This is a genomic window from Vibrio sp. Makdt (genome assembly GCF_027587015.1).
Classification (GTDB): Bacteria; Pseudomonadota; Gammaproteobacteria; order Enterobacterales; family Vibrionaceae; genus Vibrio; species Vibrio chagasii_B.
Genome location: NZ_JAPPTH010000039.1, coordinates 1 through 23,468, shown reverse-complemented (window position 1 = coordinate 23,468; position 23,468 = coordinate 1). Strand labels below are relative to the sequence as shown.

21 protein-coding genes are annotated in these 23,468 nt (G+C 44.7%); 9 read left to right on the top strand and 12 right to left on the bottom strand.

Translation table 11 applies throughout. From position 1 onward, the window contains the following. Window positions 1–16: 16 nt before the first annotated feature. Entirely contained in the window at window positions 17–1,447 is a 1,431-nt protein-coding gene (ascB, locus tag OH460_RS26100; RefSeq protein WP_270000068.1) for a 6-phospho-beta-glucosidase, read from the bottom strand. Window positions 1,448–1,518: 71 nt separating this feature from the next. Further along, a complete protein-coding gene (ascF, locus tag OH460_RS26095) occupies window positions 1,519–2,997 on the bottom strand; it encodes a PTS cellobiose/arbutin/salicin transporter subunit IIBC (RefSeq protein WP_270000067.1) in 1,479 nt (492 codons plus the stop codon). A 228-nt stretch (window positions 2,998–3,225) separates the two neighbouring features. Between ascF and OH460_RS26090 the strand changes: the two genes are divergently transcribed. Beyond that, the gene (locus tag OH460_RS26090) at window positions 3,226–3,750 is read left to right on the top strand and encodes a gluconokinase (RefSeq protein ID WP_017059452.1); all 525 of its coding nucleotides are present in this window, start codon (window positions 3,226–3,228) and stop codon (window positions 3,748–3,750) included. Continuing rightward, window positions 3,747–5,543, top strand: coding sequence for a phosphogluconate dehydratase (edd, locus tag OH460_RS26085; RefSeq protein WP_270000066.1), 1,797 nt, complete (start codon window positions 3,747–3,749; stop codon window positions 5,541–5,543). Before OH460_RS26090 ends, edd begins: the two co-directional genes overlap by 4 nt. 73 nt (window positions 5,544–5,616) lie before the next feature. Here edd and OH460_RS26080 read toward each other — a convergent pair whose 3' ends face one another. Both OH460_RS26080 and OH460_RS26075 read right to left on the bottom strand, forming a co-directional pair. Further along, window positions 5,617–6,624 carry a substrate-binding domain-containing protein gene (locus OH460_RS26080; RefSeq protein WP_270000065.1) on the bottom strand — a complete coding sequence of 336 codons (1,008 nt, stop codon included), beginning with the start codon at window positions 6,622–6,624 and terminating at the stop codon, window positions 5,617–5,619. 144 nt (window positions 6,625–6,768) lie between these two features. After that, window positions 6,769–7,470, bottom strand: coding sequence for a lipoate--protein ligase family protein (locus OH460_RS26075; protein ID WP_270000064.1), 702 nt, complete (start codon window positions 7,468–7,470; stop codon window positions 6,769–6,771). A 227-nt stretch (window positions 7,471–7,697) separates the two neighbouring features. Here OH460_RS26075 and OH460_RS26070 point away from each other — a divergent pair, with 227 nt between their 5' ends. The 4 genes from OH460_RS26070 (at window position 7,698) to OH460_RS26055 (ending at window position 11,771) form a co-directional block, all read left to right on the top strand. Further along, window positions 7,698–8,597 carry a homocysteine S-methyltransferase family protein gene (locus tag OH460_RS26070; RefSeq protein ID WP_270000063.1) on the top strand — a complete coding sequence of 300 codons (900 nt, stop codon included), beginning with the start codon at window positions 7,698–7,700 and terminating at the stop codon, window positions 8,595–8,597. A 113-nt stretch (window positions 8,598–8,710) separates the two neighbouring features. Continuing rightward, entirely contained in the window at window positions 8,711–9,721 is a 1,011-nt protein-coding gene (locus tag OH460_RS26065) for a Gfo/Idh/MocA family protein (protein WP_270000062.1), read from the top strand. Between the two features lie 9 nt (window positions 9,722–9,730). Beyond that, entirely contained in the window at window positions 9,731–11,236 is a 1,506-nt protein-coding gene (locus OH460_RS26060; protein ID WP_270000061.1) for an SgrR family transcriptional regulator, read from the top strand. 136 nt (window positions 11,237–11,372) lie between these two features. Beyond that, window positions 11,373–11,771, top strand: coding sequence for a DUF1090 domain-containing protein (locus OH460_RS26055; RefSeq protein WP_270000060.1), 399 nt, complete (start codon window positions 11,373–11,375; stop codon window positions 11,769–11,771). Window positions 11,772–11,894: 123 nt separating this feature from the next. On the opposite strand, the gene OH460_RS26050 is transcribed toward OH460_RS26055, so the two are convergent. The 5 genes from OH460_RS26050 to OH460_RS26030 form a co-directional block, all read right to left on the bottom strand. Beyond that, window positions 11,895–13,025, bottom strand: coding sequence for an HDOD domain-containing protein (locus OH460_RS26050; protein WP_270000059.1), 1,131 nt, complete (start codon window positions 13,023–13,025; stop codon window positions 11,895–11,897). A gap of 232 nt (window positions 13,026–13,257) precedes the next feature. Continuing rightward, on the bottom strand, window positions 13,258–14,313 hold the full coding sequence (locus OH460_RS26045; RefSeq protein ID WP_270000058.1) for an alcohol dehydrogenase family protein: 1,056 nt from the start codon (window positions 14,311–14,313) through the stop codon (window positions 13,258–13,260). Continuing rightward, window positions 14,310–14,828: a TetR/AcrR family transcriptional regulator gene (locus OH460_RS26040; protein WP_061032039.1), complete on the bottom strand. Its 519-nt coding sequence runs from the start codon at window positions 14,826–14,828 to the stop codon at window positions 14,310–14,312. Before OH460_RS26040 ends, OH460_RS26045 begins: the two co-directional genes overlap by 4 nt. Window positions 14,829–14,992: 164 nt before the next feature. Further along, complete coding sequence (locus OH460_RS26035; RefSeq protein WP_270000057.1) at window positions 14,993–16,447, bottom strand: glutathione synthase; 1,455 nt, start codon at window positions 16,445–16,447, stop codon at window positions 14,993–14,995. A 118-nt stretch (window positions 16,448–16,565) separates the two neighbouring features. Continuing rightward, window positions 16,566–17,513: a LysR family transcriptional regulator gene (locus OH460_RS26030; protein ID WP_270000056.1), complete on the bottom strand. Its 948-nt coding sequence runs from the start codon at window positions 17,511–17,513 to the stop codon at window positions 16,566–16,568. Between the two features lie 126 nt (window positions 17,514–17,639). On the opposite strand from OH460_RS26030, the gene add reads away from it, so the two are divergent. Together add and OH460_RS26020 are read left to right on the top strand one after the other, a co-directional pair. Further along, window positions 17,640–18,638 carry an adenosine deaminase gene (gene add, locus OH460_RS26025; protein WP_270000055.1) on the top strand — a complete coding sequence of 333 codons (999 nt, stop codon included), beginning with the start codon at window positions 17,640–17,642 and terminating at the stop codon, window positions 18,636–18,638. 154 nt (window positions 18,639–18,792) lie between these two features. Further along, window positions 18,793–19,368 (top strand): sugar O-acetyltransferase, encoded by a 576-nt coding sequence (locus OH460_RS26020; protein ID WP_270000054.1) that lies wholly within the window; start codon window positions 18,793–18,795, stop codon window positions 19,366–19,368. Window positions 19,369–19,439: 71 nt separating this feature from the next. On the opposite strand, the gene OH460_RS26015 is transcribed toward OH460_RS26020, so the two are convergent. After that, the gene (locus OH460_RS26015; RefSeq protein WP_270000053.1) at window positions 19,440–20,279 is read right to left on the bottom strand and encodes a hypothetical protein; all 840 of its coding nucleotides are present in this window, start codon (window positions 20,277–20,279) and stop codon (window positions 19,440–19,442) included. A 37-nt stretch (window positions 20,280–20,316) separates the two neighbouring features. Continuing rightward, window positions 20,317–20,940 carry an HAD family hydrolase gene (locus OH460_RS26010; protein ID WP_248336250.1) on the bottom strand — a complete coding sequence of 208 codons (624 nt, stop codon included), beginning with the start codon at window positions 20,938–20,940 and terminating at the stop codon, window positions 20,317–20,319. 366 nt (window positions 20,941–21,306) lie between these two features. On the opposite strand from OH460_RS26010, the gene OH460_RS26005 reads away from it, so the two are divergent. Beyond that, window positions 21,307–22,014 (top strand): GntR family transcriptional regulator, encoded by a 708-nt coding sequence (locus OH460_RS26005; protein WP_270000050.1) that lies wholly within the window; start codon window positions 21,307–21,309, stop codon window positions 22,012–22,014. Window positions 22,015–22,134: 120 nt separating this feature from the next. Here the strand turns inward: OH460_RS26005 and OH460_RS26000 are convergent, their stop codons facing one another. Then, window positions 22,135–23,229 carry a carbohydrate porin gene (locus tag OH460_RS26000; RefSeq protein ID WP_050620314.1) on the bottom strand — a complete coding sequence of 365 codons (1,095 nt, stop codon included), beginning with the start codon at window positions 23,227–23,229 and terminating at the stop codon, window positions 22,135–22,137. Between the last annotated feature and the right edge of the window lie 239 nt (window positions 23,230–23,468).

The window sequence follows — 23,468 nt, the reverse complement described above, 5'->3', positions numbered from 1 at the left end:
ATTTTGAACTGGAAGATTACGCTAAATCACTGCCATTGCTCGCAATGACTTTTTTGTACCAATGGAACGACTTTTTCGGAATTCGATTCAGAGTTCCATTGCCTAGGTTGTCTCTATCTACATAAATGAAACCGTAACGCTTACTCATTTCCCCTGTCGACGCCGCAACCAAATCAATACAACCCCAAGGTGTGTACCCCATCAGTGGAACACCATCTTCCATCGCTTCGTGCATCGCAACAATGTGCTGACGAAGATAATCTATACGGTAGTCATCGTTTACTTCACCCTTGCCATCCAAGGTGTCACGAGCGCCTAAGCCGTTCTCAACTAAGAAAAGTGGTTTCTGGTAACGATCGTATAGGGTATTCATCGTGATACGAAGACCAGTAGGATCGATCACCCATCCCCAGTCACTTGCAGGCAGATGAGGGTTTTTGATTGACTTAACAACGTTCGCTGCACTCGTATTCCCTGCATTCATATCAGCAGAAGCACAGCGTGAAGCGTAGTAACTGAAAGAGATGAAATCGACAGTATGTTTCAAGATCTCGAAATCTTCTTCTTGTGTCTCTAGTACCACACCTTTGTTATCAAATACCTTTTGAGCATAAGATGGGTAATAACCACGCGATTGAACATCGATGAAGAATAGGTTCTCACGGTCTTTTTCCATCGCCATGAGTACATCTTCAGGCTTACAAGAGTAAGGGTAGAAGTTACCGCCCGCTAACATGCAACCCACTTGATTCTGCTCGTCCACTTCATGGGCAATTTTAGTCACTAAAGCACTCGCCACTAGCTCATGGTGAGCTGCTTGGTATTTCACTTGATCGTGATTTTCGCCTTCTTGGAACAATAATCCAGCCCCCGAAAACGGGCTTGCCAGCAGGATATTAATCTCATTAAAGGTTAGCCAATACTTCACCAAACCTTTGTAGTTCTCAAAACAGGTTCTCGCGTAACGGCTAAAGAACTCAATCATCTTGCGATTGCGCCACGAGCCATACTCATTAACTAAGTGCATTGGCACATCGAAATGACACAAGGTAACGAGTGGCTCAATGCCGCATTTCTTACACTCTTCAAAAACATCACGGTAAAAATCTAAACCAGCTTGGTTCGGCTCTAGCTCATCACCTTTTGGAAAGATTCGGCTCCAAGCGATGGATACGCGGAACACTTTAAATCCCATCTCTGCCAGCAAGGCGATGTCTTCTTTGTAACGATGATAAAAGTCTATCGCGTTATGGCTTGGGTAGAACTCGTCTTCGCTGAGCGTCACCTTATCAACCTGACCAAGCTTAATTGGCATGCGGTTCTCACCGTAAGGGATCATATCTACAGTTGTTAGGCCTTTACCACCCGCTAAGTGAGCGCCTTCAGATTGGTTTGCAGCAATCGCGCCGCCCCACAAGAAATCTTCGGGAAATTGAATGTTTGACATCGAATACCTCGGAAACAATAAAAGTCACCTTACGATGAAGTAAGGTGACTGAATAAATTAATCAATTCTAATTAAGAAGCGGACACTACAGTGGTCTTCTCTTCTACCTTGCCAGCTTCTTTCTTTGCTGGCTCTGAAGTTGCTTTCTCATCGGCATCATCTTCTGGAACATCTTCAAAGCCTAGAACTAGAGTTAGAACAAATGACAGCACAATAGACAATGCGATCAGACCGAACACCCAAACGATACTCATCGGGTCATTCACATCGAAGAACTGAACACTCGTAAACAAGCTTGGTGCTGCCATCGAGTGACTCGCAAGGCCACCCATGCCCGCTAATGCACCTACGATAAAACCAGTAATCATTGTTGCGATAAGTGGACGTTTCAGACGAACAAGCACACCGTACAATGCAGGCTCAGAGATACCGGCGAAGATAGCTGAAGCACCCGCGGCTAATGATGTCTGCTTTAGTGCGCTGTTTTTGGTTTTGTAAGCAACAGCCAGACACGCACCACCCATACCAAGGTTGGCACCAATTTCTGAAGGCATAACCATACCTTCACGACCCGTCTCAGCAATGGTTTGAATAATCGTTGGAGTAAATACACGGTGCATACCAGTAAGAACAAGTAGAGGCCAAAGTGCACCCATGATAGCAACCGACAACCAACCTAATGTGTCATGAATTGTGTAAACAAGCGCTGAAAGTGCAGTACCAACCCAAATACCAAATGGACCGATAAGTACGATAGCAACCGGAGCTGCAATCAATACGATCAACATAGGTTTCAGGAAGTTTTTAGTCACAGCAGGGGTAATGCTATCTACCCAACGCTCTATGTAAGAAAGAGCCCAAGTCATCACAAGTACAGGAATAACCGTGTAGGTGTATTTTACTGACGTGATTGGGATACCGAAGAAATCAACGTGCTTGCCTTCTGCAGCTTGCGCCATCAATTCCATAAAGTTCGGGTGGATTAAGACGCCGGCAATCGCAATGGAAAGAGACATGTTGGTCTTGAATTTGATCGATGCGGAAGCGGCAACCATAACAGGTAGGAAGAAGAAGGCACCGTCACCGATAGCTTTCAGAATAATTAACGTAGGTGCATTTGGCTCAACCCAGCCCAGCATCTCAAGTACCATGGCGAGCAGTTTGACCATTGAAGCACCAATGATTGCTGGGATAAGAGGCGACATGGTACCAACCAGTGCGTCCAACATTTTCGCACCAATTGACTTAGCCGTTAGCTTCTCTTTTTTAGCAGGAACCTCTGACTCAGATACAGTGGATAGCTCACAAAGCGCCATCACTTCTTTGTATGCATACGATACCTCGTTACCAATGATAACTTGTACTTTGTCTCCATTATCAACAACACCCATCACACCTTTCAGTACTTTTAGTTTGTTGATATCGACGCCATCTTGGCTGTGTAAAACGAATCGTAGTCGAGTCATACAGTGTGTTAGGGCAGCCACATTTGTCTTGCCCCCAAGATGCTCAACAACAGATTTCGCAATTGCGCGGTAATCGTTGGCCATTTTATCCCCCAAAGATCTCTTTCCAGTGATTTTTAAACGCGAATATAGTGAGATGTGACTAATTTTCCGTCAGTAGGATGCAAAAACAATCACAATTGTTGTGAATTGTTGTTTTGTGTCCTTCATCACACTTCCTTAAGTTACCGGTAACGCTTATAAGATAAAGCCATATTTACAAGCGATGTTCAAAATTGAGATCACGCGCAAATTTGTTAAGAGGATTGAGTTATGGCTGGTAGTAGTGTCATCGTCATGGGTGTCAGTGCTTGTGGGAAAAGCACGATAGGCGAGCAGTTGGCAAAAAAACTTGGGCGTAAGTTCATTGATGGTGACGACCTTCATCCTCGAGCAAACATTCAAAAAATGGCGTCAGGCCAACCTCTTAATGATGATGATCGCATTCCATGGCTGGAACGCGTTCGTGATGCAGCGTACAGCCTAGAAAGTAAAAATGAGCACGGCATTATTGTGTGTTCTGCGTTGAAGAAGAAGTACCGCGACCAAATTCGCGAAGGGAACAAAAACCTCACCTTTCTCTTTTTAGATGGCAACATTGACCTGATCTTGCATCGAATGCGTCAGCGCCAAGGCCACTTCATGAAAGAAAACATGATTAAAAGCCAGTTCGAAACATTAGAAAGACCCGATCACGAGCCAGATACGGTTGTCATCAGCATTGATGGCGATATTGATGACGTTGTGGACTGTGCTGCGATTGTGCTTTCAATGACTGATGAGGCAGAAACAGCATGACCCTTCTAACCATCCAAGCGGTGACTCAACGATTAATTGAACGAAGCAAAGAGACTCGTGAAGCGTTTCAAATCCGAACCCAACACCAAGCCTCTGCAGGCAAAGGTGGTAAAGGGCTTTCTTGCGGCAACTTGGCTCATGCTGTCGCGGCGTCTTGTTCCGATGAGAAACGATCCATCCTTGATCTCACCAAATCCAATGTGGCGTTAATCAGCTCTTACAACGATATGTTAAGCGCTCACCAGCCGTATCAACACTATCCAGATCAGATCAAAAAGGCGTTAGCTAAGTTCGGCCACACCTCTCAAGTAGCGGGCTGTGTTCCCGCGATGTGCGATGGGGTAACTCAAGGCCAACCAGGCATGGATATGTCTTTGTTTTCAAGGGACTTGATTGCTCAATCGACCGCTCTTTCACTGAGTCATAACGTGTTTGATTCAACCCTATTGCTTGGTATTTGCGACAAGATAGCTCCAGGACAACTGATGGGCGCGCTCTCTTTTGCGCATCTACCAACCGCCTTTGTTCCGGCAGGCTTGATGGCAACGGGCATCAGCAATGATGAGAAAGTACACATTCGCCAAGAATACGCGGCTGGTAACGTAGGAAAAAGTGCCTTACTGGATATGGAGTGCAACGCTTATCACTCAGCGGGCACCTGCACTTTTTACGGCACAGCCAATACCAATCAGCTAGTATTTGAAGCGATGGGGCTAATGCTTCCGGGCTCAGCGTTTATTCACCCTGACTCTAAATTGCGCGCATCACTCACTCAGCATGCCGCCATTGAAATTGCTTCAATGACACCACAAGCCACAAACTTCCGCCCGCTTTCTGAAGTCTTTACCGCTAAAAGCTTAATCAATGGCATTGTTGCCTTGCTCGCATCAGGTGGCAGTACCAACCACAGCATTCACATGGTCGCGGTAGCACGCGCAGCAGGATTTATTCTGACTTGGCAAGACATCAGCGATCTATCCGATGTGGTGCCTTTACTTGCTCGAGTTTATCCCAACGGCCCAGCAGATATGAATGCGTTCCAAGCGGCAGGAGGAGTTCCCGCGCTGTTACGCCGTTTAGATCAAGCCAACTTACTGCACCGAGATGTCACACCTACCTTTGGCTCGTTTGAAGATCAAATGAGTATTCCTGAGATTGAAGATGGACGGCTGATTTGGCGAACGTGTGAACAATCAGCAGACCACGACGTCATCGCGGGGCCGGAACACGTCTTTCAAGCAACAGGTGGGACACGAGTGCTTTCTGGAAACCTAGGCAATGCAGTCATTAAAGTCTCAGCTGTCGCCGAAGAACAGCGTGTAATAGAAGCTCCAGCTGTGGTTTTCGACTGTCAACATAAGGTGGAAGCCGCATATCAGCGAGGCGAACTCAATAAAGACTGTATTGTTGTAGTGATAAACAATGGACCTGCAGCAAACGGGATGCCGGAACTGCATAAGCTCATGCCTATTCTTGGCAACATACAAAAACAGGGGTTTAAAGTCGCTCTGGTTACTGATGGTCGCCTCTCTGGTGCCTCTGGGAAAATACCATCTGCGATTCATGTCTCGCCGGAGGCCATTCGAGGTGGAGCAATTGGACTTGTCAGGGACGGGGATATCTTGCGCCTAGATTGCACGAATGGCGAACTCAATGACCTCAGCGATATGCAGGCTCGCCAAGCTCAGAAGTTTGAGGTTAAAGCAGAAGAGCAAACTCTGGGGCGAAACTTATTCAGCGTCATGCGCCAAAGTGTTTCAAGTGCAGAACAAGGGGCGAGTTTTATCGTCTAACTGTGTTGTCGCTTAAATGTAAAAGCAAAAGGGGCATCATTTCGATGCCCCTTTCAGTTTCCACCATATTTGATTAAACGCTTTCGCCATCAGTGATGCGATAGCCCATATCCACTACCGTTTCCGTGACTGACTCACCTTTCAATCGGGCAAGCAGTAGCTCAGCACTTTTTTTACCCATCTCATAACGTGGGGTATCCACACTAGTCAATTTTGGTCGAATGGTTTGGCCAATATCTAACGCGTTATAGCCAACCACAGCGAGCTGTTTCGGCACTTCTATCCCGCGTTGCTGAGCGATAAGCAAGGTACCTATCGCGATATCATCATTGGTGCAGAAAACACCATCAAGATCTGGGTAATCAGCCAGAGCACGATCAAGCAAATCCTCAGCCAAAGAGAAGTTTGAGTGCTGTTCAGTCAAAACATGCTTAGGCTCTAATCCAGCCTCATGCATCGCTTTATCATACCCTTGCAAACGCAATTGTGTTCGGGCATCGAGCCTCGCACCGAAGTAAGCGATAGAACGTTTTCCCGCTTCAATCATGCGCTTCACGACGTGATAAGAAGCATCGATGTGGTCTAAGCCGACAACCATATCAATCGGGTTTGTCGGTAGTTCCATCGTTTCAACAACAGAAACACCTGAGTTCTTGATCATCTGTAACGTGCGGGGGGTGTGGTGGCTTTCTGTCAATATCAACCCGTCAACTTGATACGAAAGCAGCGAAGCAATTTTTTCCTCTTCTTCCACAGCATCATAGCTAAAGTGAGCAAGCAACGTCTCGTAGCCGTTCTCTTTGGTAACCGTTTCGATACCTTGAACAAACGCGGCAAAGATTTGGTTTGATAATGAAGGGAGCAAGATACCGATCGCTTTACTCGACGACTTAGAGAGCATCGCTGGCGCTTTGTTTTCGATGTATCCCATCTCTTCAATAACCGCAGCAATTTTCTCGCGAGTTTTGGCTGCAACTGAATCGGGGTTGCGCATGTAACGAGAGACGGTCATCTTAGTGACGCCTACTTTGTCTGCCACATCTTGCAGTGTGGTTCGAGTTTTCTTGTGCTGTTCTGTCATAACTATTTGAACTCTTTATTATGTTACAAGTAACATTATAAAGTTTCCGCTCCCTCAACTTCAACCCATTCGTTCTCAACAACACATAGTTTTGGAATTTTTCGTGCCCCAACTAGTTCGTATAGAGTTTAAAGTAGACTCGCACTATGCGTGCTTAATAAAGGCTTGGCTTAACTGCTGAAAGAGTGAGTCTACGTTGGGCAAGGGCGTTACATGTCCAGATAAAAGCGTATGAACGTGCGGCTCTACAACGGTTGGGTTACCGCAGATTTGATTATAAAAATTTACTGGTGCAACGATGTTATCTAAGTCGACATCTAATAGGATACAAGCTTGCGAAAGTACGATTTGACCGCCCCCGTGTTTCAACAAAACACGCTGAGCAGTACCCACTATTTTTTGCTTATTGATATTGAGGTTATAGTCACCATCGCAATAAGAACCCGGGGTTGCGTGTACATCGACATCAACGCCTAACTCTTTAAAAAACAGGGTCAAGACATTGCACAGATGTCGATACGCTTTTTGAATATTATACGCTTCGTCAGAAGGCCAATGATAAATGTGCGATAGGTTAATGACTCCCGGTAACTGGGGAACGGGAGCACCACCCGTTTTACGCGAAGAGAGTTGCCAACCTTGTGCCTCAAGCTGCTTTCTAGATTCCAACGTTACTGGCCACTTTTTACCTGCAGGCAAAACAAGTGTCGGCGTTTTGGCTTGCCACAACATTAAGGCTTGTCCAATCTCACCATTCTGAATCTGCTGCAATAGCTCATCTTCTTTTTCAAACGCACGATCAACATCAATGTGCGGGTAACGCACGAGCTTATTCGTTAACTTCAATGCACTTTCCTCTACAACTTGTGAGTTCGAATTAATCACTAGCCCTAGATTAATAATATATCCCCCAAATCTAATACAACATAGCGCCAGAGGTACAAAATTTTATTATTCCTATCTATGCAGTATCGGCTTAGTTAAAAACCTCGTGCTTGGACAGCTTTAGTCAAGCAAGGTTGTCTGATATGGTGACGGCAGAACTTCAGCAATTGTTTTAGATAGTATTGAATATGAAAACACTCACCATACTTGATGGCGGCATGGGCCGAGAACTCAAAGAAATTGGCGCACCCTTCTCGCAGCCTCTTTGGAGCGCTCAAGCGCTGATTGAAGCTCCGGATTTTGTTAGCCAAGCGCACCAAAATTTTGTCGATGCAGGCGCTGAAATCATAATTACCAACAGCTATGCGTGTGTGCCTTTTCATTTGGGTGAAGAACTGTTCGCACAAAGAGGATTCGAGCTAGCAGCGCTATCTGGCGAATTAGCTAGAGCAGTTGCTGACCAAGCGCCTCAAGCGGTCAAAGTGGCAGGCTCTATTCCACCACCATTTGGTAGCTACCGACCTGACTTATTCAAAGTCGAACAAGCGGCATCTATCATTCAAACCCTCTATGATGCACAAGAACCAAATATCGACCTATGGTTAGTAGAAACCCTATGCAGCATACAAGAGTTTGAATCCATTCATACGGTACTGAAGCAATCAACGAAACCGTGTTACTACGCCTTTAGCTTAGAAGATACCAAAGGCGACTCTGCGTCTATTCGTTCAGGTGAGAGCGTAAAAGAAGCCGTCAAACTGGCTTGCCAGTCAAACGCGACAGGCATTATGTTTAACTGTTCAGTACCGGAAGTAATGGATCAAGCGATTATCGATACCAAACAGGTAATGGTCGAATTAGGTCAAGATCTAGAAATCGGTGTCTATGCAAATAACTTTGCGCCGATCAGCAGCGAGCATGAAGCTAATGACATGCTTCAAGAGATGCGCGAGTTAAATGGCCAAGGTTACTTAACTTACGCAAAACGCTGGCACGAACTTGGTGCCAATATTGTTGGTGGTTGCTGCGGTATAGGGCCAAAACACATTCAAGCTCTAGCGGATTGGAAGCGCTCCACACAAAGCTAAAACCGCCCTTTCGATTAGAATTACAAAAATAGAGAACAGATTGAAAAATCTGTTCTCTATTTGTTTGTGACGCCCCTAAGTACACTGAGACAAAACAACGATTGGAGTAAGTGATGAGTGACACGCAACGTAAGATTAAATGGGGTATCGCAGGGCTCGGCAATATCGCGAATAGATTCGCCACAGCGCTAACAGAGCACTGCTCATTTGGCGAACTCTACGCGGTGTCAGCACGCGTCCAATCAAGAGCGGATCTGTTTGCTAATAAGTTTGATTGCGATAAGGCTTATGGATCTTATGAAGCCATGGCTCAAGATCCAGGTGTTGAAGCGGTGTACATTGCCACGGTACACCCGTATCACAAGCCTCTAGCTGAACTATTTCTAAACCATAAAAAACACGTACTGGTAGAAAAGCCTGCCTTCACCAACCTTGGTGATTGGTTAGAAATGAAAGCTCTGGCAGAGCAAAATGGAGTAATGTTGCTAGAGGCGATGAAGACCGTCGTATTCCCAGCTTATCGCGAGCTTACATCATTTTTAACCAGCAACCATATTAAGCTTGATTCGATAGAAGCCAGCTTTGGTAATGAGCACGACTACGACCCTAACCTGTTTATCTTCAACCCAGATTTAGCTGGCGGGGCAACACTTGATGTTGGAGTGTATGGTCTGTGGTTCTTCTACGATTTATGTAGCACTCTTGGGATTACGCCTTCTCTACCTAAAGTCGAAATGTCGAGCCTCTATGAAGGTTCGAATGTAGATACCGATTCGTGCTTCCAGTTCTCTGGAGAGATCAACGCGACCATATCTGCTTCAACGGTACACAATCTGCCGCGCGCAGCGCGATTAACGGGCCCAGATATCACCATTACGATTAAAGAGAAATGGTGGAACCCAGCCCATATAACGGTGGAGTACAAACATGAAACCTTCACCATCGAGCACCCCGTTCAAGGTAATGGGTTCGAGTATCAAATCGAGCACTTCTCGCAACTTGTATTAGAGGGCAAACTTGAGTCTGATATCCTAAGCTCAAAGATAAGTGCACAGGTTCTTGAAACCATGGAAAAAGCGCTCGCTGATGCAGGCTACCAACACTTAACTCAACCTAACATTTAGGAATTCGAATTGGGCAACCTAAAGCGCAAGCTTGAACTGTACGAAAAGATATTTCAGGCTTTTGGGCCTGGAGTATCACGCTGCCAAGTCAGTCAAATCGCAACGCTTCTACATGTGAGTGAGCGTCACGTTCAAACTCTACTCAAAGCAATGACAGCGCAAGGCTGGATTGAGTGGCAAGCCAGTTCAGGACGCAATAAAAAGGCACAACTCACGTGTCTGATTGAGCCGATGGAAGCGTGCCACCAATACGCACAAAGCCAAGCAGATTCCGGCAACATCGAGCAGGTCTTCAGCACCTTAAGCTTTAATGGACGCAATGCTGGTACAGAACTGCAAGCCTTTCTAAATAGCGCTAGTCAATCGGCACAAAGCGTCGCGTACATCCCCTTCCACCGTGAACTAGAAGCGCTTCACCCTCAGCGTGTACTAAGGCGTACTGAACGTTTCTTAGTGATGCAGGTTTGCCAGCGCCTAACCTCTATTCAACAAGGCAAGCTGAGCGGTAATTTAGCTTATCACTGGCAACCCAATGAAAATGCTACCGTTTGGCATTTCCAAGTTCGTAATGGTGTTCAATTCCATAGTGGTCGAACGCTTGAAGCCCAAGACGTAGTACGATGTCTCTCCTCACTATCTAAGAGCAAACTCTGGCATCGATGCTATCAACATATTGTTGAAGTATCGGCTGTCACTGGCGATGTGATCAAAGTGACTCTTAGCGAGCCTGATTGGCATTTACCTCGATTACTGGCTAGAACTGAGGCTTCGATATATGAGCACACATCAGACGATAAACTTATCGGCTCAGGTGCTTTCGCGTTGGAGATTTTCTCAAGCAAGATGCTTAGGTTAAACCGCAACAACGCCTACTCACACAGCACACCTATTCTCAATCGAGTCGAACTTTGGGTCTATCCTGAATGGTCACAAACTAAGGCGTGTGCGCAAAACCAAGTATGCGTCAAAATGCCAGAGAAAACGGTAAAGGTGAGTGGCGCGAGTAATTCAGATCTACAGAATTGCAGGTCAATCTTCTTTAAGATTCAAAACCCGAAGTTGTCCAAAACCACTCGTAAGTTCACTGTTGAGGACACCTCTGAATGCCAAGCTCTTTTCGAGCAGTTGTCAGTATCTGGCGATCAAAAAACCAGTGTCGAATATGGGTACTACACGGCTACCAAAGACATTACGCTGTGCAGCATTATTGATGAAAACGACACCTTTTCCTCATGGTTCAACTTCTTTACTCGTTTCCCTTTTGGAGACCTATCGCTGCCCGCCGAGATGCTCAATACCATCGAACAAGCTTTAACTGCAATTAGACACGAGCCAAACCTCAAGCCCGCAATCAATAGACTGTTAGAACTTAGGCACTGGCTGAATGAAGCTGGGGTTGTGGTTGAACTTAAGCAAGAGACCTTCAATTTAGAGGTATCTGAAAAGATACAAGGTGCTCAAGTAAATGGATTTGGTTGGTGCAATCTCGAGAAGTTGTGGATTAACCATATTTGATTCTATCCTTAACAGAGATAAGCCATTAAGCACAAAGGCTTATCTTTAACATTCCTCTGCCAATAGCAATGCACTCGAGTGTTAAATTACGATGAAAATTCTGCTCAAATTCTATAGACCCGGTAGAAGGTAAATCATGAATCGACAACTAAAAGGCTCAATACTGTTTCTTTGCGCACTCTCTTTTAACAGTATGGCAAGCACCCAATGCGACACACTTGTGGGCTGTGAGAAGAAATTCTGCGAGATCGAATATCAAATTAAGAAAGCGGAACAGTACGACAATAAGTACAAAGTGGAGCGATTAACAAAAGCGTTGAAAGCGGCGAAAGAGAACTGTACCAATGAAGGTTTGAAAGACGAGATTCTCGAGAACATTGAATCTAACGAACAAGATTTAGCTGAATACCAAGCCGACTTAGAAGAAGCCCAAAGAGACGATAGAGCAGATAAGATTCGAAAGTATGAGAGTAAGATCGAAAAAGAACTGCGTAAAATTGATTGCTTAAAGCAAGAACTGTCTGAAATCCCTTAGACCAAATTCGTGCAGATCGTAGCGGCTTCAATTAATAGCAAAATGGTCTTACTCATTCGTAAGACCATTCACAATGAACTGCTATAAATCAGCATCCACAATCAACACAACAACACCAATGGCTTATCCAGCCAGCGCGACCACAGACTCTTTATAGATGCGATTAGCCACCTTGTAGGCGGCGGGTGACGTCAGCGTTTCTTTGCATCGCGCTTTAAACTGCTCAATATCAATCACCTGCTCTTCCAATAAGTATTTCAGTTCACTTAGGTAGTTCGCTTCAAACACAGCTTGACCAAGTGGTGTGCATTGGTATCGGCTCGACTCTTGATAACCAATCACTGTCAGTACCGACTCCGGCATTTCCCAAAACTTAGCAATGGTGTAAGTCAAACGAATGGAGTAGCTGTTGATCAAACGCTTCAATGCAAATGAGTTAGGCGGAACCGAAGGGTCAACATGCTTGAAAGCCTCCACCATCATTTGGAAAATGATCATCTTACCTAGGTTACGGATCAACCCAATAAAATAGGCGCTAGCCTGATCTTCTTGAGATGGCGACTCTTTCATTAACTCCTTTGAAAAAGAAGCCGTTTGAATGCTGTGATTCCAAATTTTCTCACCGAAATGGCGCCAGTAAATATTGTTGCCCGGGGTAAAATTCTTCATGTAAGAATTAACCACACCCTCTACCAAACCTTGAGAACCCATATTTAAGAATGCGGTTTTTAGATCAGTTACCTGCTTTTCGCTGCGCTTGTAGTAGGCGCTGTTCGCTAGTTTAATCACATCGGCTGCCATGCTCGGCTCTCGCTCAATCACCCTTAGCAATGCCTCGACATCAAACTCGTCGCCCTGTAATTCACCCATTAATGTGGTAACAGAGGCAGGCATAACGGGCAACTCGTTAAGCAGCGCTTTCGGAGAACGAATCAAGCGTTCGATTTGGCAAGCCACAAAGTCGCTAAACGGGTCAGACTCTGTTCTTAGGCGTGATTCTCCAAACAGATAATCAAGAAACTCGCCATCGTGAAGGCTTATCGTTTTATCGACAATGAGTGATGATGGCTGCGCAGACGAAGGCGGAACAAAGATTGAAGTGCGAGGAGTGGTTTGCTCTGCTTTATCGTTTTCTTGCTCAGAGGTGGTTTTTTGGGAGGTAGCTTGTTGATAGGCACTTTTTGAACAATAACTTTGATTACTTTGATTAGCAACGAAAGGGGAAAATAGCGCCTGCAATACCCTTTTAAACATCAATACAGCTCCTAGATGAATACAACATAGACCGGGATATATAACGGCGGTGATTATCGCACAGGCAACTCATAAACCATACAGTGATAAATGAATCATTAATCTTTTAGCTGTATAGGATCTGTTACCCAACAATTTGCTCAGCTCCTCGGTATTCGCCAGGAACAAAAAGAGCGAGCAAATAAAGCTTGCTCACTCTTCCATCAATCTAAATTGTGAAGCTGACTTAAAACTAGCGCTCTGCTACTTCTAGTACGATCTTACCGACGTGTTTTTTCTTCAAAAATTCATCTTGTGCAGTATGAATTTCAGCCAACGGGAAAGATTCCGCAACAATCGCCTTAATCTGCTGTTTCTCAATGCGGTTAACCAAGTTTTGGAATACTTGCGGTTCTAAAACTGTGCAACCAAAAAAGCTAAGGTCTTTCAGGTACAGAGTACGAACATCAAGCTCGACCATCGCACCACCAATCGCACCAGATACGGCATAACGGCCATGCGGTTTTAGAACTTCAAGAAACTCTGGCCACTTGTCACCGGCGACTAAATCGATCACAACGTTAACGCTGCTTTCACCCAAGACTGCGACCAAATCAGCATCACGAGCAATCACCTCATCAGCTCCCAATTCAAGTAGCTGTTGGTTCTTGCTTGGGCTAGTAATCGCAATCACGTAAGCACCGCGCGCTTTCGCCAATTGAATCGCCGCCGAGCCCACACCGCCCGATGCGCCAGAGATAAGCACGCGATCACCTTCAGCCACATTCGCGCGAGTTAGCATGTTCTCTGCTGTTGAGTAAGAACATGGGAAAGATGCTAGTTCAACATCCGACATGGTGCTGTTCACCGCATAAGCGTGCTTCGCTGCAACTTTGGTGTATTCAGCGAACCCACCATCGCACTCAGAACCGAAATACCATGGCTGTGGCAGATCTCGTCCGTATACTTCTGTTAAACAAGGTTCGATAAGAACACGCTCACCAATACGGTCAGCAGAGACTTCATTGCCGACTGCTACGATGAAACCACACACGTCAGCACCTTGGATACGAGGGAACTTCAACGCTTCACCCGACCAACTTGCATCGTCTGAGTCATCGCTTTTTGAGTACCAGCCGATTCGTGTGTTGATATCGGTATTGTTAACGCCTGCTGCCATCACTTTGATCAGCACTTCATTAGGTTCGATTTGAGGAACCGCGATATCTTCGCGGTAGCCAAGCATTTCTGCTCCTCCGTGCCCCAACATCTCTACACCTTTCATTGTTTTCGGTATTTCGAATTTCATCGTGTTTCCTCGAGTAATTTTGTAACCATATTCTGTGCTGATGCCACCGCTTCTTCGCCTAATACTGGCCACGCGCTTGATACGCCTTCATGAAGTAAAAACAGTGGTGTCGCGAGATCATCTCGCAGGCTCTGCTTGCCTATTAGCAAACGGACTTGTTCTTTATGCTGTGTAACCGCTTGGCTGATAAGCTCATTATCGGGAAACGCGGCCATCGCATTCATCGACATACACCCGTGCGGCGCATACTCTTCTAACCATTGTTGGAGCTTGTTGAAGATATGAGTAACCGATTCGAGACCCTTTTCAGGAGACGTTTCCAACAAGAAATCTAGGTAACGTTGGTGTCGATATTCCAAGGCACCAACGATCATCGCTTCTTTTGAAGGGAAGTGTTTATAAAGGGTTCTTAGGCTCACACCACACGCGGTTTTCAGCTGTGCAACGCTCGGTTCCGCAAAACCTTGTTGGCTGAACGCCACTTCAAGGCTTGCTGCAATCTGTTCTCTCAACATAGTGCTCTCTTAATACCCGACAACAGGTAGAATGATTGTTCTACATACAGAGTAGAACAACCATTCTACCCATGTCAATAGTGAGATTCATAGACACAATCTTCAAGAGGACCAGATACAAAAAAAACCAGAACATGAATTCTGGTTTTTTAACGCAGATTCAACTAATCAATCAACACCAACGAATCGAGAATCCCTTTGCCACTGTGGATTCCACCTTCATTTTCGCTAGCGGGTTTGCTGCGGATCAAATAGCCCGCATAGCCGTCTAGCTCTGTTACTGGTTCACCTTTGAAGTAAGCGGTGAATAGGCCGACCTCGCTGACTAGATCTGTTACAAGTGTTTGCTGGGTGTCACGCACTGCAATAGTCGGTACGTCACGCTCATGCGGGTACAAACGCTGCATCAATGCCCACGCGTCGTACTCTTCTGGCTTAAGTTGCCTCAGCTGTTCACTGATATCGTCACCAAATACACAATGACCGCCGCCCTCACCTTGGTTTTTTAGCACCCATTCTTGCTTATCAGCTTGTGTGTTAAACCATTCAATCGATTCACGGGTGATTGGCTTCATGTCGGCTAAAACACTCTTCACCAATTCCGCTTCTTCTAGCGTTAAACCCCAGCCTGCGTATTCTGCTGCTGGCATCATGGTCAGCAGCATTTGCATGGTTTTGCTGGTCGCTAACTGTTGGCTGATAGTCGCGTTCATTGCGACATGGTGTTGTTCCATAAATAAGCGAGTCTGACTTAGCGTGTGGCAACAAACCGATTCGTTGAGTTCTGGAGCCCAGTAATCTGAATACTGATAGCCAGCTCTTAGGTACACCACATCGACAGCGCCGATATCTTTCAATAACAAGCGTTGATTATCACCCGATGAAAGCTGACAGCTCAATTGTTCAAAGGTACGACGAACCGTGCGAATGCCCTGTTTTTGAAGCTCGACTTCAAGCAAATGTTGGTCATAAACGTTGTCTTCGTTCTTCTGCACCACCATCAAGAACACCGGTTTATCTGGCTCATTGAAGTCGGCTTTCACTTGCCTTGCAGCATTTGCGATACCATAAGCCAACTGGGTTAAACCTTGGTTTTCAGCTGGCGTTGCTGACGGATCTTCCAACCAATGGTTATAAACGTTTGGCCATTGGTTTTGCATGAATGAGTGAAATTCTGTTGCTCGCTGACCAAAAGGCGCCATCCCTGCCGCAATGCCATTAAACTCAATCACTTTAGCACCGTGTTGGCGATCGTCCATGAAATCAGTACGCATCAACAACAAAGGTTGACGCGCTGGATTCAAGCGCTCATCCGCACTGCCATGGGCTTGTCGGTGCAACTCCATCAGACGACCAAAAAACGGATCGGCTTTCGCCATATCGCTCAATGATGACTGTAAAAAGTCGTGGTCTTCAGACACATTATTGATGAGCTTGGTGATAAGCGGGGTCACCTTCAACAGGTGTTCAAAAACCTCACGCTCAATACTCATTGGAGCAAGGCTAAAAGGGCAATGTCTCGCGGTATTGTCAGACTGACGAAAAGCGACACCGTGCATAATTGCCCACTCACAAGCATCTTCAATAACTTGTTGCGGAATCGATGGCATTGAATTCATTTAGATATCTCATTCTTGGCGGGCATTTGGCACCCGTAATAAGACGGTGCTCATTCTAAAAAGACGAAATAAATTTAAAAAAACTTATTTCGCCGTTTTGATCATCGTAGCTCGCGGTTTACAGCTGAGGTTCTTGGGTCTTATTGACTATGAGGTCGCGAAGCCATTTGTGGCTTGGTTCAGAATCAAAGTAACGATGCCAAAGCAGAAACAAACCACCGGGAACCAACTCAATGGGAATCGGTTTCATCACCAGTTCGCCACTCTCAATATAGTCACGAACCGAGTTGTACGGATAACACATCAGCAAATCGCTTTGTTTGCACAACTTTACTGCGCTGGTGATGTCCGACACGTTGGCGGCTTTGTTAATTTGGAGCTGTTTGGCTTGCAAGATTTCCAGTAGCAGCCAGTCGCCAACGCCACCGGTCACTAACTGAATATGACGGTATTTAAGGAAGGCTTGCAGGTTCCATTCTTCTTGAAGCACTGGGTGATCATTGCGCATCAAACACACAGAGTAATCTTGCAGCAACTCGACATGGTTTAGCTCAGCAGGGATATTTTGAATGTGAGTACTCGCCCTTTCATCAAGCTCAAAAATCCCAATCCCAAAATCGACCTCACGCTTTAGTAAGCGCTTAAAGGTTTCGCTACTCCAAGTTGTGCTGTTTACCGTAATTTTCGGCGCATCTGCTAGCGCGTTAGGCATAAATTTAGGGTAAATCGCGGTATAAGCGGTTTCGACAAGATCGATATTAAAAGTGCGTTCGCTGTCTTTCGGCTCAAAAATGTCCGGCACGGTTAGCTGTTCAACTTGCAGAAGGATCTGATGAATCTTAGGCGCTAAAGAGGTGGCTTTCGGGGTTGGAAACAGGCCTTTTGACTCACGTTCAAACAAAGGGTCATCAAACAAAGAACGTAGCTTAGTGAGTTGTTTACTCACCGCGGACTGACTAAGGAATAATCGCTCTGCCGTTTTGCTCACGCTGCGCTCTTCAAGCAACACGTGTAAACACAACAGTAAATTCATATCACATTTGAGTAAGCTTTTAACATCTACCATGATATTCCTTAGATTCAGATTAATGATGACTTTATGTCACTTTAAATCATATCACAAACTTGTTAATTTAAGCCCATGTAACCTATGAGTTAATAACTCAAAAAATAATAAACCTAAGGAATACTCATGAACTTTCTAGCACTCCCTAAGATTGATCTGCACTGCCACCTAGACGGAAGTGTTCGCCCAGATACGATTATTGACCTAGCAAAACAGTACAATATCGAACTACCTGAAGATCGCGATGCGGTTGTTCAATCTCTAACTGTGCCAGAAGATTGCAAAAACCTAGATGAGTACCTAGCTTGTTTCAGCCTGCCACTACAAGTAATGCAGACTGAAGAAGCAATTGAACGCATCTCTTTTGAGCTTTACGAAGACGCAGCACTAGAAAACGTTAAGTACCTAGAAGTTCGCTTTGCGCCAATCCTGCACGTAAACAAAGGTCTGTCTCTTGATACGATCATTGCAAGCGCAGTAAAAGGCATGAAGCGTGCTGAAGAGAAATACGACATCAAGGGCAACTACATCATGTCTGTACTGCGTATGTTCCCTAAAGACTCAATCAAAGACGTGATCGACGCAGGTAAACCTTACCTTGGTAAAGGTGTTGTTGCGTTTGATATCGCAGGCGGTGAAAAGCCAGGCTTCTGCGCTGAATTCCCGGAATACACGCAATACGCTATCGAGCAAGGCTACCGTGTGACAGTTCACGCTGGTGAGCAATGGCATGGTCAAAACGTTTACGATGCAGTAACTATGCTAGACGCTGAGCGTATCGGTCACGGTGTTCACATCCAAGGCAACGAAGATGCGTACAACATCGTTAAAGAGAAGCAGGTTGCACTTGAGACTTGCCCAACAAGTAACGTTCAAACTAAATGTATTCACCAATTCAGCGATCACCCAATTGCTGAATTCAAGAAAGACGGTATCGTTGTAACGATCAACACAGACAACCGCACTGTGTCGAACACAACCATGACCAACGAAGTGAAGCGTGTGTGTGAAACATTCGGCCTAACAAAAGAAGATTACGCAGAAATCTACAAGTACTCTGTAGAGAGCGCGTTTGCTTCAGATGAAGTGAAACAGCACCTAATGGGTTTCGTTGAGCAAATCTAATTTGGTAAAGCGTGCCTATTGCTGAATTGCTAGTCTCACTTGGCATTGGTGCTCAAGGGCAAAAAAATAGGAAGAGAAAGGCTGAGGCTTTTCTCTTTTTTTATGTCTGTATATCCGTATGCTAATACCGATATTGATTCGGAAGATATAAATAATGAAAACAGAACTCGAAAAAATGCTGTCTGGCGAAGTTTTTGACGGTGCCGATCATGAAATTGACCAAATGCGCACTCATGCAAGTAAAGCTCTGACAGATTTCAATCAATGTTCCGACGACACTCAACAACCGAGCCTTCAAGCAAATCTATTTGGCAAAATAGGCAGCAGTGTTGTGCGTCCTCCTTTCCATTGTGAGTTTGGTAAAACCATCGAGATTGGTGACGATACCTTCATCAATATGAACGTGGTAATGCTTGATGGCGCGAACATCAAGATTGGTAACAATGTTTTGGTGGGGCCAAGTGTTCAGTTTTATACGGCTTCTCACTCTCTGGATCACCGTAGTCGTCGTAAATGGGAAACCTTCTGCTTTCCAATTATCGTTGAAGACGATGTATGGATTGGCGGAAACACAGTCATCAACCAAGATGTGACTATTGGTGCTCGCTCTGTTATCGCGGCTAACTCTGTGGTCAACAGCGACGTACCGCCAGACTGTCTATACGGTGGCACACCGGCGAAGTTGATTCGACATTTGAACACTGAGCAACCAAGTAACGACAACGAATAAACACGAAGCAACAAACCCAAATGAATACCAAAAGAGGTGATGTTTTTAATTAAACATCACCTCTTTTTTGATTAGTTTACCGTGTCTCTTCTATCGAATGGACTTCGTTCCATGGCTTTTTCATACTCACTTTTCGGGCCACTCAAATACGTAGTTTTGACGAATTTTTCCCAATCATAAAACAGCGATGCTATTGGCTGATCGGTAAGCTGTGAGGGATCCCCATTGCTCTTAATGAGATCAACAAACGCCTCTTCTCCCCATGAACGTTCAATAAACTCACCGACCGTATAGCCAAGTTCATAAACCGCCGAGCTACTGTTCGGCTTGTTGTATAAGTCCTGAGCCAGACCATCGAAACGGCGACTGATGGCATGTCTGTTACTCATGTGGAACCAATAATCTTCCGACTTATAGATAGCGATCGCTTCCCACAACCACCGTGGATTGTTTGCAAAATTCGGATTTACTTGCAGAGTCAGCAAATGTACAAACTCATGTAGAGCGGTTTTATGAATTTCACCACCAAAATAGAGCAACCTAATCTCATTACTCTTAGGTTCGATATACCCCGTCGAGAACGCATATCGATATCCGGTGCATCTTTCTTGCTCGTCTAAATAGGCCTTTTGGTTTCGCCACACCCTAACGGTGACTGGCGGCATAGAATCAAGATCGAACGTTTTCATTAAGGGAGTGCGGTTAATCAATAAGGTATTATGAATGCTTGGGATAACGGAGGGTGACGTTCCATCGTAAAGAACATACTTGAACTGCCCCTTATCTGATTCATAGCAACCATCACATGCTTGCTCACCGCGGATTTGAAGCACGACAGCCACCACTAAAACCAGCGCCGATATAGTCAAAAACAAGAATGCAACGATAGACTTAGGTGGGTATCTTTCCATTTTCTACATCCTCAAATTTAACTCATTCGCCAAGGCGTCAATCGATTAAATTAACGCCAAGCGCCTGTAAGCTATTTTCACACTGAACAGCATTAGTAAACTGGATAGCCGCCATACCCACAGTTCTCGCACCTTCAACGTTATAAGGCATGTCATCGAGGAAGACGGTTTCTGAAGCTTTGAGCCCATAATTAGATAACAGCGCTTGGTAGATTTCAGGTTGTGGCTTAAGCAAACCAAGTTCAGCAGATACTGCCGCACCATCAAACAACGCCCAAAATTGATAAGTATTTTTTAAGTATTCAACAATCTCAACCACATTGTCGGTAAGCGCGTACACACCATAACCCGATCGCTTTACACGCTCGATGAGTTCAACTGAACCGTGCAGTAAGATTTGCGTTTGCTTAACGTAGTAAAACAGGCGATCGCACTCTAACGGGGACAAGTCGAGCTCTTGTTGATAACGAAGCTTGGCCTCACTTTCGGTCAAGAACCCTTTGTTCAAATCCATCCAAATCGTACTTTGAAAAATAGAACGAGCTCGAGACTCCAATTCTTCAGTATCACCAAAAGTAAGCCGGGCAATTTCCAGAGGTGCCCAACGCACAATGACATTGCCTACATCAAACACCACATTTTTGATTTCATTAGAACTCATACACACTCCCATTATCACCATGTCATTGATGAAAAATCGACACAAAGTGCCGCACATCAAGATTCATAGTGAACGTTTATAAATTAAAAGCCTTGGGTAGAATATACAATCAATAGAATACAAAAAAGGCCATCATTACGACGGCCTTATCAATATTCAAAACAATACAACCATCAACATAGATCAGCTTTAGATGAAACGATTGTCGATGCACCGTCAGAAGTATTTTAACAATCGAACACGGCTCATTTCTCATCATCTAATTGGCCTTCTATGTTAGAATTATTGGCTAGTTCGGAATGCGCTGAGTATCTGATTTAGTTAACTATAATTTAATCACCATGAGTGCTTTTTTAAGTTTTTAGAATGAAAAAATATGAATTAGTTGTTCAAGATATTGTGAGCAAAATTTGCCAAAACAGTATCAGCCATAAGCTTCCTGCAGAAAGAGAACTGTCTGAAATATATGGATTATCTCGTTTCACGATTCGTAAAGCACTAGCCAAGCTAGAGGCTATTGGCATAGTGAAATCTAAGGTGGGTTCTGGTTACTTCGTCAACACTTCTCTCATTGGTACACCACTGGTGTACAACTCCATTACTGAAAACAGTTTTGAAGAGATCTCTTATAAAAAACTCCAACTGAATAAAGCGCTACCCGATAACCACGAACAGCAGATTTTTTCTTTAGACGACAATGACTACATTTGGAAAATTAGACGCCTTCGATTGATTAACAACAAAGTAGTTCAGATAGAAGAAGCCAAGATACCTGTTAGCGTCTTCCCAGAGATGAATGCCGAGATCATTGAAAGCTCAATCCAGAAACATGCATTGGCGAAAGGCCTACAGATCGATAGCTACTTAACGACGTATCAAGCGATCAATGTATCTAAGGAAGATGCAGAGTTGCTCGGCTGCAAAAAAAATGCGGCGGCGATGAATATCACCAACCGAGGTTTCTTAGCATCAGGGGATCTATTCATCGTCAGCGATATCATCGACATCAACTATCAATGCACCTACCACACGCCTTTTAACAGTGAGAGCATGAGCTTCCGAGACAAAAAGTAACGGTTTAATTTGTATTGAGCCACTTTGTCTTCCCACGTTTAATTTCTCTAGCTTACGTATCTCCCTAAAAACAACAACCCGCACAGTGGCGGGTTGTCAGTAGACTTAAATCAACTGATATTAGAATTCGTAGTACAAACGTACGCGAGCACCAAAATCATCGTCTTCAGAGAACGCAGATGTATTGGTCGTTTCGTTGTCGACCGTCGTGTAGTAAGTACCAAGAAGAACAGAGAAGTCTTGTACTTCGAGTACATTCTGGAACTCATAAGATGCGTAACCCGTGTTAACCGTCACATCACCTTTCGCCCATGTTGAATCATATTCGTTCGCACCATAGATGTAACCGATACCGAAGTTGTTATAAAGCGCGTTCAAACCCGCGGTTGCATTGGTCTCATCGACAGCATCTAAGTAAGCAAAGTTAGCGTTAACGCTCCAAGAATCATTAGACCAATTACCTGTTAGGCCGTAACCTGTTCGGTCAGAGATATCTTTACCCGAAGTGTCGACAACAGCATCGCTAACTAAGTTAGTTTCCATTGAGGCTGCAACAGTAAAGTCACCCATTTTGTATGACACAACCGGGCGAACAAGGAACGCGTCTTTGGCGTTATCGTGGTCTACTTCCACACCATGGTAGCTATCAGAGAACAAGTCAGAGCGGTCACCGATCATCGTACCAACCTCGACATATAGATCCCCAAAACTTTGGCTATACATCAATTGACCATCAGAACCACGACCGCGAGCTTCTTTCATCTGATACACATAAGCGCTGCCACCCGTATAAAGTTCATTTGAGGTATCACCTGAATACTCTAGGAAAACATCGAGGCCGACAGGGAACATATCGTAGGCTTCAAAACGACCCGCTTTGATCGCCCACCCGTCTTTTTTTCCGAACTCAAAGTAGGCATCATCGAGTGCGACATTGCCTGTGCTTTCAAATAGAGGCTGTGCTTTAACCCCAACATAGTGACCATTACTAGTGTACTTTTCGCCAGCGAACTCAATCAGAACTCGACCATCTTGGTTGAACTCTGCGTCACCGTTATCGTTTGACTCTCTATCTTGGTAGTTGAAGTTCAGCTCAACGTTACCACCAACAGAGAAGTTCCCTTCTTCTGTATCAACAATGGCAATGCCTGCATGAGCTCCCATTGCAGAAGAAACTAAAACAGCAGCTAAAGACAGTTTGAATGTGCTTTTCATATAAACCCTAATAATAAATATTGTTTTATTGTTATTCGTTGCATAGCAACTTATTGATAACCAAGCTTAAATATATGGACAGTATTCGACTCGATTTCTAGGGCATATATTTACTAATTAACTCCTCACTCACAATATTATCCATCTGGAATTTCAGACCTAAATCACTCTTTTATAATTTTTAAAATTTCATTTAAATTCAATGAGTTAAATGCAAATATAGGTGTTAAATTAAAAAA

Excerpts from the sequence above, each read along its gene's own strand:
- OH460_RS26050 (WP_270000059.1), bottom strand. The coding sequence starts at position 13,025 with ATGTTTAAAAGGGTATTGCAGGCGCTATTTTCCCCTTTCGTTGCTAAT.
- OH460_RS26045 (WP_270000058.1), bottom strand. The coding sequence starts at position 14,313 with ATGAAATTCGAAATACCGAAAACAATGAAAGGTGTAGAGATGTTGGGG.
- OH460_RS26005 (WP_270000050.1), top strand. The coding sequence starts at position 21,307 with ATGAAAAAATATGAATTAGTTGTTCAAGATATTGTGAGCAAAATTTGC.
- OH460_RS26030 (WP_270000056.1), bottom strand. The coding sequence starts at position 17,513 with ATGGTAGATGTTAAAAGCTTACTCAAATGTGATATGAATTTACTGTTG.
- ascB (WP_270000068.1), bottom strand. The coding sequence starts at position 1,447 with ATGTCAAACATTCAATTTCCCGAAGATTTCTTGTGGGGCGGCGCGATT.
- OH460_RS26035 (WP_270000057.1), bottom strand. The coding sequence starts at position 16,447 with ATGAATTCAATGCCATCGATTCCGCAACAAGTTATTGAAGATGCTTGT.
- OH460_RS26055 (WP_270000060.1), top strand. The coding sequence starts at position 11,373 with ATGAATCGACAACTAAAAGGCTCAATACTGTTTCTTTGCGCACTCTCT.
- OH460_RS26010 (WP_248336250.1), bottom strand. The coding sequence starts at position 20,940 with ATGAGTTCTAATGAAATCAAAAATGTGGTGTTTGATGTAGGCAATGTC.
- OH460_RS26070 (WP_270000063.1), top strand. The coding sequence starts at position 7,698 with ATGAAAACACTCACCATACTTGATGGCGGCATGGGCCGAGAACTCAAA.
- OH460_RS26015 (WP_270000053.1), bottom strand. The coding sequence starts at position 20,279 with ATGGAAAGATACCCACCTAAGTCTATCGTTGCATTCTTGTTTTTGACT.
- OH460_RS26090 (WP_017059452.1), top strand. The coding sequence starts at position 3,226 with ATGGCTGGTAGTAGTGTCATCGTCATGGGTGTCAGTGCTTGTGGGAAA.
- OH460_RS26040 (WP_061032039.1), bottom strand. The coding sequence starts at position 14,828 with ATGTTGAGAGAACAGATTGCAGCAAGCCTTGAAGTGGCGTTCAGCCAA.
- edd (WP_270000066.1), top strand. The coding sequence starts at position 3,747 with ATGACCCTTCTAACCATCCAAGCGGTGACTCAACGATTAATTGAACGA.
- OH460_RS26080 (WP_270000065.1), bottom strand. The coding sequence starts at position 6,624 with ATGACAGAACAGCACAAGAAAACTCGAACCACACTGCAAGATGTGGCA.
- OH460_RS26020 (WP_270000054.1), top strand. The coding sequence starts at position 18,793 with ATGAAAACAGAACTCGAAAAAATGCTGTCTGGCGAAGTTTTTGACGGT.
- OH460_RS26000 (WP_050620314.1), bottom strand. The coding sequence starts at position 23,229 with ATGAAAAGCACATTCAAACTGTCTTTAGCTGCTGTTTTAGTTTCTTCT.
- ascF (WP_270000067.1), bottom strand. The coding sequence starts at position 2,997 with ATGGCCAACGATTACCGCGCAATTGCGAAATCTGTTGTTGAGCATCTT.
- add (WP_270000055.1), top strand. The coding sequence starts at position 17,640 with ATGAACTTTCTAGCACTCCCTAAGATTGATCTGCACTGCCACCTAGAC.
- OH460_RS26065 (WP_270000062.1), top strand. The coding sequence starts at position 8,711 with ATGAGTGACACGCAACGTAAGATTAAATGGGGTATCGCAGGGCTCGGC.